The organism is Psychroserpens sp. AS72, assembly GCF_038900375.1.
Lineage (GTDB): Bacteria > Bacteroidota > Bacteroidia > Flavobacteriales > Flavobacteriaceae > Psychroserpens.
The window spans coordinates 128,117-141,118 of record NZ_JBBMRC010000004.1 but is presented as its reverse complement, the minus strand read 5'-3'; the positions used below and the strand labels follow the sequence as shown (position 1 = coordinate 141,118).

The window sequence follows — 13,002 nt, the reverse complement described above, 5'->3', positions numbered from 1 at the left end:
TTCAGAAATTACTGAAAGTATGGTTTAAATTTTTTTATTTGATGAGTTTGAGCACAGACTTAGTAATCCAGTTTTGTTTTTGAGTTACCATTTTGTTAATCATATCGTCTGCAGTTTGTGTTAAATCGTGTAATGCTTTAGTTTGTTTTATGAGTTCTTTGGTTTTTTCTGTTCCGTCATCTGTAATAGAGGAGACCTCTTTTAATACTTTAATAACTGGCTGAATTTCTCTACGACTACGTTCTTTAGCAATCACTCTTGCCAATTCTTGTACATCTTTTTCTGTCGTAAAATACTCTTTACGTTCTCCTGGAATGATTTCTTTGGTTACAATTCCCCAATCCATTAACTGTCGTAAATTCATGCTTGTATTACCACGAGAAATTTGAAGATCTTCCATAATGTCTTCCATAGACAAAGGTTTTGTAGAAATAAAAAGTAATGCTTGTATTTGTGCCATTGCCTTATTAATTCCCCAAAGCGTACCTAGACTTCCCCAAGTACTTACAAATTTCATTTTAGCTTCGTCGTAATTCATGTGTGTTGTTTTACATGACAAATATATTAAATATTTTAAACTTTCAATAATTATTGAAAGTTTATTTTTAAAATAAACCGAAAACAATAGTCATCGATCATATTTTATTATTTCGCAATCAATCCAGCACGTTTAAGCAACGCATCTGGTCTTGGTTCTTGTCCTCTAAAACGTTTGTATAAAGTCATAGGGTCATCAGTACCACCTTGTGATAATACGTAATCCTTGAATTTTTCAGCAACATCTTTATTAAAAACACCTTCTTCTAAGAAATACTCAAAGGCATCTGCATCCAAAACTTCTGCCCATTTATAACTATAATATCCAGAACTGTAGCCACCTTGAAAAATATGAGAGAATGATGTACTCATGCAATTTTCTTTAACATCAGGATAGAGTTTAGTATTAGCAAAAGCTTCTAGTTCATGAGCTTTTACATTCGTTATTGATGTTGGATCTTGTCCATGCCAAGACATATCTAAAAGTCCGAAACTAATTTGACGTAGTGTTTGCATCCCTTCATGAAAGGTTGCAGACGCTTTAATTTTTTTAATGAGTTCCATTGGAATGACTTCTCCAGTTTCATAATGGGTTGCAAATAACTCTAGCGCTTCTTTTTCATAACACCAGTTTTCTAGAATTTGAGAAGGCAGCTCTACAAAATCCCAAAACACACTTGTACCAGATAAACTAGGATACGTTGTATTTGCCAACATACCATGTAACCCATGACCAAACTCATGAAATAAAGTAGTAACTTCATTAAAGGTTAGGAGAGAAGGCTTACTTTTTGTTGGCTTAGTAAAGTTGCACACATTAGAAATATGTGGTCTATCATTCACTCCGTTTTTAATGTATTGTGGTTTGTAAACGGTCATCCATGCACCATTTCGTTTTCCTGGTCTTGGGAAAAAATCTGCGTAAAAAATAGAAACTAAATTCCCTTTAGTATCTGTAACTTTATATGTTAAAACATCTTCGTGATATTTATCTATCGTATCAATTTCTTCAAATTTTAAATCAAATAAACGCTCAGCAATAGTAAACACACCATCAATGACATTCTCTAATTTAAAGTATGGTTTTAATTGCTCATCATCTAAACTGAACAATTTTTGCTTCAATTTCTCAGAATAATATGAACCATCCCATTTTTCTAGTCTATCAATCCCATCCAAATCTTTTGCAAATTGCTCTAAGTTTGCAAATTCTTTCACTGCAGCAGGCTTTGCTTTTTCTAAAAGTTCGTTTAAGAAACGCTCTACCGTTTCTGGAGTTTTTGCCATTCGCTCTTCTAAAACAAAATGCGCATGTGTTTTGTATCCTAATAAATTAGCACGTTCGTAACGTAATTTTGCAATTTGCAACACATTGTCTTGGTTGTCTAATTCATCACCTTTAAATGCTTTTGCACCAGCAGCAATAGCGAGTTCTTTTCGAAGTTCGCGATTATCTGCATAGGTCATAAACGGAATATAGCTTGGATAATCTAAAGTAATCAACCAACCGGTTTTATCTTTAGATTCTGCTAATTGTTGCGCAGCTTCTTTAGCACCTTCTGGTAATCCAGCCAAATCATTTTCATTGGTGAGATGCATTTCATATGTGTTGGTTTCGGCTAATATATTTTCGCCAAATTGTAATTTCAACTTACTCAATGTCTTATCAATCTCACGAAGTCTTGTTTTCTTTTCTTCGGAAAGATTAGCACCATTTCTAGAGAAGCTTTTATATTTTTTATCGAGAAGAGTACGCTGCTCAGTCGTTAAATCTAAATCAGACTTTTGATCATAAACAGATTTTACACGTTTAAATAAATCTTCATTTAGTGTGATGTCATTGCCAAATTCTGAAAGTAGAGGAGAGACTTCTTGAGCAATCTTTTGAATTTCATCATTAGTCTCTGCACTATTAAGGTTGAAAAAAATGCTTGAAAGCCTGTCTAATTCTTCACCCGAAAAATCTAAAGCTTCAATTGTATTCTCAAACGTAGGAGCTTCGTTAGACAAAGTAATGGCATCAATTTCTGCTCTCGCTTTTTCAATCGCTTTTAAAAACGCAGGCATATAATCTTCGTTTTTAATTTTTGAAAAAGGAGCTGTATGGTATGGTGTGTCAAATTTAGAATTAAGAATATTCATGTGTTATTTATGCGAATTATATGTAATTAGTATGTTGTTTAAATCATCAACCAAGCTAAGATTACCGTTGGTTAATTTGTAAGTCCAGCCAAAAGGTTCATGTTCTATCTTGTAAGTTGATATTCCTTTTTCCGAAGATAAAAGAATTAATTTTTGTAGTCTGTGTCGTCGTTTAACATATATGTTATCATCATTCATTTTTACAAACTCAAAAAAACCTTTATCTTCTCTATCTTTAAATGACTTATTGGTCCACTTACCTAAAGATTCTATAACTTCTAATTGCCGAAGTTGTTTCTCGTGTTCAAATACTTTGATAAGATTGGTGCTTACTAAATCGGCACTTTCAATATTTATTTTTTTAAATAATTCCGGGTATTTTTCGTCCTGATTAAAAAGCGAATAACCATAAAAAGTAAGCGATAAGCCTTCTAGTTGATAGGCTGGAAATTGACCTCCAAAACTATCTATTGCTCCACCAATAAGTTTACAATCTAAAATAATAGGCCAAAAAGCAAGTAGTGATGTACCATTATAATTATGAGAAAAATTGAGTATTGGTACTATATTATTAGGTTTATAAATCTTCGGACTATAGGTTTCAAATAAGAGTGCAGTTCGAATCATATTGGCCAGAGAAATAGAATCGCCAGCAATTGGATCCTCTGTGTCTTGCATATATGTGACCTGATCTAAATCATGGAGTTTTTTCCAATAGGCATCAATAGTTGCTTCTGTTTTTAAATTAGAAATCTCTGTCTTGTATTGCTCTGTTGGGATTTGAGCAAAGCAATCAAAAGAAAAACTAACCAAGATAATCAAAAAAACTATTTTCATATTTTATAGAATTAATTCAAATTGTTCATAAGTATTTGAAAACCATTAACTAAACCTTAAGAATTTCATGTTAAATTATTATTAAATTTGCAGAGTTATTTAATATTACTGAAAAGAAAAATTTAATAACATTGATTAATAGCTTAAAAGTCTCGTGTAAAAACGAGGCTTTTTTTTGTTATAAATTAGCTTAAATTCTTAGAGGATTCAATCACTTTAGCTTTTAAGCTTTCTTTGTAATCAATAATAGTATTGCGTACATCTTCATTAGCTGAGCCAATAATTTGAGTAGCAAGAATTCCAGCATTTTTTGCTCCATTTAAAGCGACTGTTGCTACAGGAACTCCTCCAGGCATTTGTAAAATAGAGAGTACAGAATCCCAACCATCAATAGAATTACTGCTTTTTACAGGAACACCAATTACAGGTAAAGGTGATAACGAAGCCACCATACCTGGTAAATGTGCTGCACCACCTGCGCCTGCAATAATCACATTGATACCTCTAGAATGTGCGTTTTTACTAAAATCGAATAACTTTTCTGGTGTTCTATGTGCAGATACAATATCTACTTCTACCTCAATGTTAAACTTTTTTAGGATGTCAATGGCATCTTGCATGACAGGAAGATCACTTTTGCTTCCCATGATAACTGCTACTTTATTCATAATTATTTACTTATAACTTTAATAGTTTTCTTAACTTCTTCTGCAATGCGTCTCGCCTCATTAATATCTTCATTAACGATGGTCACATGTCCCATTTTTCGAAACGGTCGAGTTTGCTTTTTTCCGTAGATATGAGGTGTCACACCATCTAATTTCATAATGTTTTCTATGTTTTCATAGACAACATCACCAGTGTGTCCTTCTGCACCAACTAAATTTACCATAATACCTCCAACTGTGCTTTCTGTTTTTCCTAACGGAAGATTTAAAATGGCACGTATATGTTGTTCAAATTGAGAGGTGTAATTAGCTTCAATCGTTTGGTGACCTGAGTTATGTGGTCTTGGAGCTACTTCATTTACTAATATCTCATCGTTTTCTGTTTGAAACATTTCTACAGCTAAAAGTCCTACATGTTTAAATGCTTCGGAAACTTTAAGCGCGACAGCTCTCGCTTTTTCAGCAACAGCTTGGTCAATACGAGCCGGACAAATCACATACTCGACTTGGTTGGCTTCTGGATGAAACTCCATTTCTACAACTGGATAGGTTTTGACGTCACCATTTGGATTTCTCGCCACAATAACTGCCAATTCATTTTTAAAAGGCACGAGATCTTCAGTAATACATTCACCTTTTGGTAAATCATTTAAATCTGAAAGTTGTCTCACCATTTTTACACCATTGCCATCATATCCAAATTGAGCCGCTTTCCAAACAAATGGAAATTCTAATCCTCCATTCTCTATAGCATCTTCAATTTCCGATAGGTAAGCAAAACGAGAAAAGTCTGAGGTTGGTATATTATGATCGCGATAAAATAATTTCTGAGTGGCTTTATTTTGAATGATGCGTAAATTTTTTGACGATGGATAAACCTTCACGCCTTCTTTTTCTAATTTTTCAAGCGCAGCAACATTAACGTTTTCAATCTCAAAAGTTAATAAGTCCACTTGCTTTCCGAAGTTATAAACCGCATCAAAATCCATCAAATCACCTAATGTAAATTGATTACACGCTATTTTACAAGGCGCTTCATCACTAGAATCCATGACATGAGTCGTAATGTCAAATTTTCTGGTGCTGTACAACATCATTTTACCTAATTGTCCACCACCAAGAATACCGAGTTTAAAATTTGAAGAGAAATAGTTTGTCATTAGTTTTTTAGCTACATGTCACATTGAGCGCAGTCAAAATGCTTTTTAAGCAATTTCTACGCTTTTACTAAACAAAAATACACTAATTATAAAACAATATTCTAAAATCATAAATTGAAAATAGACAAACGTAAATCAAATCCGTATCTTTGGCTTTTTAAAACTTAAAAAAGGTGATTAAACTACACGATTTATACTTTAAACCTTTTATTTCTGAGCAAGAAGTAGATGCTACTGTACAACGTTTGGTAGATGAAATTGCAAATGACTTACAAGATGAAATACCAGTGTTTGTAGGGATTTTGAACGGTTCATTTATGTTTGTGAGTGATTTTGTGAAGAAATATCCAAAACCTTGTGAAGTCACATTTATTAAGTTGGCATCTTATGAAGGTTTAAAATCTACTGAAGATATTCAAAGACTTATTGGTTTAACACAAGATGTATCTGGTAGAAAAGTGGTTATCCTTGAAGATATTATTGACTCAGGAAATACTTTAGAAGAAGTACATCGCATTTTTAAAAACGAAAATGTAGACGAACTTAAAATTGCGACTTTATTTTACAAACCAGAAGCGTATAAAAAAGATTATAAATTACATTATGTAGGTATTGAGATTCCTAATAAATTCATTGTTGGCTATGGACTAGATTACGATGGTTTAGGAAGAGATTTACCAGCTATATATCAATTAAAAACAACACAACACATGACTAATTTAGTCCTATTTGGACCTCCAGGTGCTGGAAAAGGAACACAAGCTAATTTTTTAAAAGAAAAGTATAATCTAGTACATATCTCAACAGGAGATGTGTTTAGATTCAACATAAAAAACAAAACTGCTTTAGGCATGTTAGCAAAGTCTTTCATGGATAAAGGAGAATTGGTGCCAGATCAAGTTACTATTGATTTATTAAATGCTGAGGTTGAGAAAAATGCAGGAGCTAACGGATTTATTTTTGACGGTTTTCCAAGAACAAATGCTCAAGCAGAAGCCTTAGATAATTTAATGGATAGCAAAGATTCACAAATTAATGCAATGATTGCTTTAGAAGTGGATGATGAAGTCCTTGTTGGACGTTTATTAGAACGTGGAAAAACAAGTGGTAGAAAAGATGATGCTGATGAATCTATTATTAGAAACAGAATTACAGAATACTACAAAAAAACAGCAATATTAAAAGATTATTACGCAGCTCAAGACAAATATTTTGGTGTTGATGGTGTTGGTAGTATTAAAGATATTACGGAGCGATTGAATGCTGTGATTGATAAGTTATAAATAGTGCTAGTTCAACAAATATAACGCATAAATAAAAGATAATGACAGAAGGTAACTTCGTTGACTACGTAAAAATACAAGTATCCTCTGGAAAAGGAGGGCAAGGCTCTGCACACTTACATCGTGAAAAATATATAGAAAAAGGCGGTCCAGATGGAGGAGATGGAGGACGTGGAGGTCATATTATTATCCGCGGAAGTTCTAATCTTTGGACGCTTTTACATTTAAAATTCAAACGTCATGCACGTGCTGGTCATGGATCTCACGGAAGCAAAAGTAGAAGTACAGGAGCTGATGGAGCAGATGAATATTTAGATGTGCCTTTAGGAACTGTTGTAAAAGATACAGAAACTGATGAAACACTTTTTGAAATCACTTATGATGGTGAAGAGCAAATTGTTGCTCAAGGTGGTCGTGGAGGTTTAGGTAATTGGCATTTCAAAAACTCACGTAATCAAACGCCTCGTTATGCACAACCTGGTGAAGACTTAGAAGAAAAGAGAGTAACACTAGAACTTAAAATTCTTGCAGATGTTGGTTTGGTAGGTTTTCCTAATGCTGGGAAATCAACTTTATTATCTGTGATTACATCTGCTAAACCTAAAATCGCAGATTATGAGTTTACAACGCTTAAGCCAAATTTAGGAATCGTAGAATATCGCGATTACCAAACATTTGTTATGGCAGATATTCCAGGGATTATTGAAGGTGCTGCTGAAGGTAAAGGTCTTGGTCACTATTTTTTACGTCACATAGAACGTAACTCAATTTTACTATTTTTAATTCCTGCAGATGCTAAAGATATTCGTAAGCAATACGATATATTGTTAGATGAACTCAAGCGTTACAATCCAGAGATGTTAGATAAAGAACGTATGATTGCGATTTCTAAAAGCGATATGTTGGATGACGAACTTCAAGCTGAAATGAAAGTACAGTTAGATAAAGAACTTCCAATACAATACATGTTTATTTCCTCTGTAGCTCAAAAAGGGATTATGGAATTGAAAGATAAACTCTGGAAAATGTTGAATGACTAATAATTAACAACCTAGTTTTAGTGCTATTGCAATGAAAAAACAGATTAAGAGTATTGTAGAAATTAATGAAAATTCATTAAGTCGTTATTTTTCTCTGTTTATTCAAGCGTTGATTTTAATCTCAATTGTCACATTTTCTATGGAGACAATTCCAGATTTAGAGCCACAAACTAGATCTATTCTTCGTGCAGTAGAAATATTTTGCGTTATTGTATTTACAATAGAATACCTTTTGCGAATCTATGTTGCAGATAGCAAATTGAAATTCATTTTTAGTGTTTTTGGAATTATTGATTTTCTAGCTATTCTTCCATTTTATTTGTCTTTTGGTGTGGATTTAAGATCCTTGCGAGCGTTACGTTTTTTAAGATTGTTTAGAATATTTAAGTTGGTTCGTTATAATCGTGCTATGAACCAATTTACGAAAGCTATTAAAATGGCTAAGGAGCAAATACTTCTATTTTTCTTTATTACACTTATTCTTATTTATTTCTCTGCAGTTGGGATTTATTATTTTGAAAACGAAGTGCAGCCAGACCATTTTTCTTCAATTTTTGATAGTTTATGGTGGGCAATTATCACATTAACTACTGTAGGTTATGGTGATGTGTATCCCATAACTGTAGGTGGTAAAGTATTCACTTTTTTTATTCTTATGATTGGTTTAGGTATTGTTGCAATCCCAACAGGAATTATCTCTTCAGCATTGACAAACTCTGTAGATTCTAAAGATCAAGAGTAATTTTATTTTATCTAATGTGTTCACTTAGCTTGTCTTTATGGACGTTACCCTTTTCCGTAGAAAAACTACAAAGGGTCAGGCTCTCACAAGTCGCTATCAAAGATGAGCTCCAACAATTGCTCCATCCTTAACGCACTGCTCAAGTAAATTAGTCAACATGGAATAATTTTTGCTACTTTTAAACCTGAGTTCGAGCTAAGATTTAATTTTCAGAACCCTAAGAAAAGGTGAGATTTGAAGTGTAAAATTATTTCGATATCATGATATTGTAATAATTTTATACGATAAGATTGCATTTTTTTAGGGTTTCTAAAAGATTTGATGAATTTTCTCCAATTTTTGTCATAATTTCTTAAATTAACTAGTTAGTCCTTTAAAATTACAACTACAAATTGAATAAAAATTCATTCAAACTGAAAACAAATATTAGTTCGAACTCAGGTTAAAATAAAAAAGCAATGAAAAATTTATATTTATTACTTACTGTCATATTATTGACCTCTTGTTCTTCAATACGAGTCGATTATGATTATGAAAAAACGCGAGACTTTACACAATACAAAACTTATAACTACTTCTCAGATGTGAAAATAGGTATGAGTGAATTAGACTCAAAACGTTTGTTTAAAGCATTAGATGATGCTATGCAGCTAAAAGGTTATACGTTATCACAAACACCAGATTTTTTTATCGATATTAAATCTAGCGAATTTCAGCAACAACGAAATAACAACCTTGGAGTAGGTGTTGGTGGCTCTGGAAGAAATGTAGGAGGTGGAATTTCAATAGGATTACCAATTGGTCAAAGCCAACTAGGTAGAGAAATTGTTTTTGAGTTTGTAGATGAAAGTAATAACCAACTCTTTTGGCAAGCAATCTCAGAATCAAATTACAAACCAAACGCATCTCCCGAAAAACGTGAAGCTCAATTTATAGCGCTTGTAAACAAAGTGTTAGAAGGATTTCCACCGGATAAAAAATAGGTATTTGTAAGTTAAGGTCTTGTTAATGACATACTTTTGAGATTGTAATTGTTTTATTTTTAAAATGAATTTAAAACATCAATCATGAAAAAATTATTAGTATTTGTATTAGCGCTTAGCTTGTATTGCAACACTTCTGCTCAAAATACAGTAGAAGCTCCTAAAGGGTTTTCTAATGATATAGGACAAATGATATCTATGTTAGATAATCTAAAGTCTAGAGTAGAACGTCATGTTGTAAGTTTAGATCAAAAAGGAACAGATTTTCTTTTAGATGAGAATGCTAATAGTCCAGGAGCAATTATTTATCATCTCGCAGCTACCGAAGCCTATTATCAAGTCTATACTATTGAAGGTAGAGGTTTTAATAAAGAAGAAGCTAAAAAGTGGGATACTGCTCTAAACTTAGGAGAAAAAGCGCGACAAGAATTTAAAGATAAACCTATTTCATATTATATAGATTTGTATGATGAAGTGCGACAACAAACTAAAGTTTTACTTAAAACAAAAGATGATGCATGGTTTAAAGAAATGAATGGTAATATGAGTAACCATTGGGCTTGGTTTCATGTGATGGAACATCAAGCCAATCATATGGGACAATTAGCATTAATCACAAAACGATTGAAATAAAAAAAAGAGCCTTTTTTAAGGCTCTTTTTTATTTATAACTATAACAACTATTCGTTGTTATTCAATAAATTGGTATAGGTCAAAGATTTAAATCGATCTTTATAACCATATAATACAGCAATATTAAGTACTAATAATACTAATGCTCCTGCAATATTTGCTTGGTCTAAAACGGCATGAAATAAAACAGCATTTACAGATACACTCATTAATATCAATGCTAATAAAGCTCCAAATTTGTTCAAGATTAGAGCTAATCCTGCAACAATTTCAACAATGGCAACCAATACCATTGTTTTAGAATTTACTAATGCTCCAAAATAAGCCATTGCCTCTTCGCTCATGCCTTCTGGTGCTGGTAAAAATTCAAAAAATTTATTTAGTCCAAAGACTAAAACGAAAAGTCCGAGTATAATTCTCAAGACCATAAATACTTTAGGGTTCATAATGTTTGTTATTAGTTAGTAAATAAATATAGTGATTTATACTATATGATTGCCTTTGTCGATAAAACGATTACTACCTAACAGTATGAATTATAAGAGATTCTTCGTTGCACTCTGAATAACAATAAGCATTATAATTTACCACTGTGTATGATAAAAGCATTTTGTCATATAGAAATAAGCACAACTAAAGAATCTCAACGATACAAGAAGTATTTTGTGTCATAACGATGTGTTTCTAAATCTGTTTTCCGTTTACATATTTCATTTTACCGTTTAACATATTTTAGATTTTTACTCAAATATGATGCTGTAGTTTTATCATGTCATTAATAAAATAATCTCAATACAAATATTAAAAATCATGAAAAATTACATTAAAAAAAATAAGTACATCTCCAATGCCATCACATTGTTAGGAACATTGTTGTTACAAGCAAAAGCGATAAAAGGAACTTGGACAGGAGAATTAAAAATTTAAGATATAACCTTAACTATTATAGAAAGAATTAACGAACATTTATTCATCACAAAACTTATTATTTAAACAAACTTTAATTATGAAATTAAACAAATTATTTTATCCGCTAATAACATTAATATTACTATCAAGTTGTGCAGGTTCTAACATTGACAAAATATTGAAACAAGGAAATGTGCTTCAAGAAAATTTTAAAACTACAATACCCTTTACGTATGTCAACGGTTGGATTATTTTAGAAGTAGAAATTCAAGATAAAGCTTACAATTTTCTTTTAGACACAGGTTCTTCAAACTTAATTACTAAAGAGTTAGCTGAAGAGCTAAATGTAAATATCTTAGGTTCTGAAGAAATAAAAGATGTAAATGCCAAAGAAGTTTCAGCAGAATATACTAGAATTAATAATATTAAAATTGGAACTATTGATTTTCAAGAAACTATAGCCGCAGTAGTTGACCTTAATAAAATAACTGAGATCAGCTGTACTAAAATAGATGGGTTTATCGGGTCTAATTTAATGAGAAAGGCAGTTTGGGATTTCGATTTTCAAAACCAATTAATTACGATAACGAATGACGAAAAAAACTTAGACATTCCTACAGAAACAATAGCGTCTAAATTATATATAGGAACTGCAGGAATTCCATCTATTACATTAAAAATTAATGGAAAAAAGGTGTTAAATAATACCGTGGATTTTGGAAATTCAGGAACTAATTTATTGCGAATAGACCATTTTAAAAAACAGTTAGATGCTAAGTTAATTACGAAGTATGTAGAAGGTTCTCAAAAAAGTTTTGGCGGTTTTGGTCGTTCAGAAAATAAACCATTTTACTAAACACTTATTGATGAATTAAAAATAGGAGATCATACTGTTAATAATGTATTTACAAGTGTGAAAAGCGGAAGTGGTAACAATTTAGGTTTGGCATTCTTTAAAAATTATAGAGTAATCTTAAATTGGAAAAATAAAAAAATAAAAATGATAGAAATCTCTAAAGCAGGTAATGACACTTATAAAAGTTATGGGTTTTCCACGATGTATGAAGATGAAAACGTTTATGTAAATGCCATTGTCGAGACCTCTAATGCATCAAAATTTTTAAAACAAGGAGATGTAATATTAAATATAGATCGTATTAATTATACTAAAGTTAAACAAGACCATTATTGTGATATTTTGAGTAACGGTTTTGATAATATAACAGACCAATTATCCATTACAATATTTAGAGATGGAAAAGAACTAACTTTTGAATTACGAAAAACAGAATTACTTTAAAAAAAAACCAAACATCTAAAAAAATAACCAATCAACAAAGAGGTTGAACAGAACAGTTGTTCAACCTCTTTTTAATAAGGTTTTCCGTTCGGCATAACCTATTTACCGCTCGTCATAATTTCATAGGAATATTTCAAGTAGGATCTTATTTTTATACTCAATCAAATAAACAAACAGTATTATGATCACAATAATTAAAGCAATTCTAGACATTATCATCACCCTTTTTCTGAATTAAAAACTATAATTATGAAACTCAATAATTCAAAAACAAAAGACGATTTTCAAAAGCAACTTCAAACATTTAAATCCCTATTAAAGGGGTCTGTAATGGCAAAATTATCTTGCTTTATAATTATTATAGTGTCTTTAAAAATCATTTATCTATCACGAGATCAGACGTTAGAGGTAGTTTTGTTGAGTATAGGGATTTTAGGTCTCGCTTACTATATGATTAAGTATTTATCATTAATTGGTATTAAGCAGAAATCGTATACGCAAACATCATTAATTTCGAGTATTTCAACGTTTAAAAGCTACATGAAAAAGCGAAAAAAATACGAAATGTATTTTATGAGTTTTTGGATGTTATCTATTTTACCGTTTGCCATATCTTTTTTGGAGTTAAAAGGTCAGGCAATTTTGGTTACGATATGCTATATTGCAGTGAGTTCATATTTTGGGAATTTAGCCTATAAAAAAGTTGATAAAATAGTTGAAGGATTAGAAACCGAAATGGAAATAATTAACCGTTTTTAAGAATCAGTT

14 protein-coding genes are annotated in these 13,002 nt (G+C 31.5%); 8 read left to right on the top strand and 6 right to left on the bottom strand.

Features of this window, described 5'->3' with window-relative positions:
• Positions 1-34: 34 nt before the first annotated feature.
• From WNY78_RS09535 to WNY78_RS09515, 5 genes are all read right to left on the bottom strand, one after another.
• A complete protein-coding gene (locus tag WNY78_RS09535) occupies positions 35-538 on the bottom strand; it encodes a MarR family transcriptional regulator (protein WP_342872966.1) in 504 nt (167 codons plus the stop codon).
• A 107-nt stretch (positions 539-645) separates the two neighbouring features.
• On the bottom strand, positions 646-2,679 hold the full coding sequence (locus tag WNY78_RS09530) for a M3 family metallopeptidase (RefSeq protein ID WP_342872965.1): 2,034 nt from the start codon (positions 2,677-2,679) through the stop codon (positions 646-648).
• A 3-nt stretch (positions 2,680-2,682) separates the two neighbouring features.
• Positions 2,683-3,516, bottom strand: coding sequence for a hypothetical protein (locus WNY78_RS09525; protein WP_342872964.1), 834 nt, complete (start codon positions 3,514-3,516; stop codon positions 2,683-2,685).
• Positions 3,517-3,701: 185 nt separating this feature from the next.
• Positions 3,702-4,184 carry a 5-(carboxyamino)imidazole ribonucleotide mutase gene (gene purE, locus WNY78_RS09520; protein ID WP_342872963.1) on the bottom strand — a complete coding sequence of 161 codons (483 nt, stop codon included), beginning with the start codon at positions 4,182-4,184 and terminating at the stop codon, positions 3,702-3,704.
• A 2-nt stretch (positions 4,185-4,186) separates the two neighbouring features.
• Positions 4,187-5,344, bottom strand: coding sequence for a 5-(carboxyamino)imidazole ribonucleotide synthase (locus WNY78_RS09515; RefSeq protein WP_342872962.1), 1,158 nt, complete (start codon positions 5,342-5,344; stop codon positions 4,187-4,189).
• 173 nt (positions 5,345-5,517) lie between these two features.
• On the opposite strand from WNY78_RS09515, the gene WNY78_RS09510 reads away from it, so the two are divergent.
• The 5 genes from WNY78_RS09510 (at position 5,518) to WNY78_RS09490 (ending at position 10,025) form a co-directional block, all read left to right on the top strand.
• Positions 5,518-6,627, top strand: a complete 1,110-nt coding sequence (locus WNY78_RS09510; RefSeq protein ID WP_342872961.1) for an adenylate kinase — start codon at positions 5,518-5,520, stop codon at positions 6,625-6,627.
• A 41-nt stretch (positions 6,628-6,668) separates the two neighbouring features.
• The gene (obgE, locus tag WNY78_RS09505) at positions 6,669-7,667 is read left to right on the top strand and encodes a GTPase ObgE (protein WP_342872960.1); all 999 of its coding nucleotides are present in this window, start codon (positions 6,669-6,671) and stop codon (positions 7,665-7,667) included.
• 31 nt (positions 7,668-7,698) lie between these two features.
• Positions 7,699-8,409, top strand: coding sequence for an ion transporter (locus WNY78_RS09500; protein ID WP_342872959.1), 711 nt, complete (start codon positions 7,699-7,701; stop codon positions 8,407-8,409).
• 458 nt (positions 8,410-8,867) lie between these two features.
• On the top strand, positions 8,868-9,392 hold the full coding sequence (locus WNY78_RS09495) for a DUF4136 domain-containing protein (protein WP_342872958.1): 525 nt from the start codon (positions 8,868-8,870) through the stop codon (positions 9,390-9,392).
• Between the two features lie 84 nt (positions 9,393-9,476).
• Positions 9,477-10,025, top strand: a complete 549-nt coding sequence (locus tag WNY78_RS09490; protein WP_342872957.1) for a DUF664 domain-containing protein — start codon at positions 9,477-9,479, stop codon at positions 10,023-10,025.
• Between the two features lie 47 nt (positions 10,026-10,072).
• Here WNY78_RS09490 and WNY78_RS09485 read toward each other — a convergent pair whose 3' ends face one another.
• Positions 10,073-10,471 (bottom strand): DoxX family membrane protein, encoded by a 399-nt coding sequence (locus WNY78_RS09485; protein ID WP_342872956.1) that lies wholly within the window; start codon positions 10,469-10,471, stop codon positions 10,073-10,075.
• Between the two features lie 560 nt (positions 10,472-11,031).
• On the opposite strand from WNY78_RS09485, the gene WNY78_RS09480 reads away from it, so the two are divergent.
• From WNY78_RS09480 to WNY78_RS09470, 3 genes are all read left to right on the top strand, one after another.
• On the top strand, positions 11,032-11,790 hold the full coding sequence (locus tag WNY78_RS09480) for a retropepsin-like aspartic protease (RefSeq protein WP_342872955.1): 759 nt from the start codon (positions 11,032-11,034) through the stop codon (positions 11,788-11,790).
• A 144-nt stretch (positions 11,791-11,934) separates the two neighbouring features.
• Positions 11,935-12,234, top strand: coding sequence for a PDZ domain-containing protein (locus WNY78_RS09475; RefSeq protein WP_342872954.1), 300 nt, complete (start codon positions 11,935-11,937; stop codon positions 12,232-12,234).
• A gap of 249 nt (positions 12,235-12,483) precedes the next feature.
• Entirely contained in the window at positions 12,484-12,993 is a 510-nt protein-coding gene (locus tag WNY78_RS09470; RefSeq protein ID WP_342872953.1) for a hypothetical protein, read from the top strand.
• The last annotated feature ends 9 nt before the right edge of the window (positions 12,994-13,002 follow it).

Bases quoted from the DNA above. Each gene is read 5' to 3' on its own strand.
- WNY78_RS09490 (WP_342872957.1), top strand. From the start codon at position 9,477: ATGAAAAAATTATTAGTATTTGTATTAGCGCTTAGCTTGTATTGCAAC.
- WNY78_RS09475 (WP_342872954.1), top strand. From the start codon at position 11,935: ATGATAGAAATCTCTAAAGCAGGTAATGACACTTATAAAAGTTATGGG.
- WNY78_RS09515 (WP_342872962.1), bottom strand. From the start codon at position 5,344: ATGACAAACTATTTCTCTTCAAATTTTAAACTCGGTATTCTTGGTGGT.
- WNY78_RS09470 (WP_342872953.1), top strand. From the start codon at position 12,484: ATGAAACTCAATAATTCAAAAACAAAAGACGATTTTCAAAAGCAACTT.
- WNY78_RS09530 (WP_342872965.1), bottom strand. From the start codon at position 2,679: ATGAATATTCTTAATTCTAAATTTGACACACCATACCATACAGCTCCT.
- purE (WP_342872963.1), bottom strand. From the start codon at position 4,184: ATGAATAAAGTAGCAGTTATCATGGGAAGCAAAAGTGATCTTCCTGTC.
- obgE (WP_342872960.1), top strand. From the start codon at position 6,669: ATGACAGAAGGTAACTTCGTTGACTACGTAAAAATACAAGTATCCTCT.
- WNY78_RS09485 (WP_342872956.1), bottom strand. From the start codon at position 10,471: ATGAACCCTAAAGTATTTATGGTCTTGAGAATTATACTCGGACTTTTC.
- WNY78_RS09535 (WP_342872966.1), bottom strand. From the start codon at position 538: ATGAATTACGACGAAGCTAAAATGAAATTTGTAAGTACTTGGGGAAGT.
- WNY78_RS09480 (WP_342872955.1), top strand. From the start codon at position 11,032: ATGAAATTAAACAAATTATTTTATCCGCTAATAACATTAATATTACTA.
- WNY78_RS09525 (WP_342872964.1), bottom strand. From the start codon at position 3,516: ATGAAAATAGTTTTTTTGATTATCTTGGTTAGTTTTTCTTTTGATTGC.
- WNY78_RS09500 (WP_342872959.1), top strand. From the start codon at position 7,699: ATGAAAAAACAGATTAAGAGTATTGTAGAAATTAATGAAAATTCATTA.
- WNY78_RS09495 (WP_342872958.1), top strand. From the start codon at position 8,868: ATGAAAAATTTATATTTATTACTTACTGTCATATTATTGACCTCTTGT.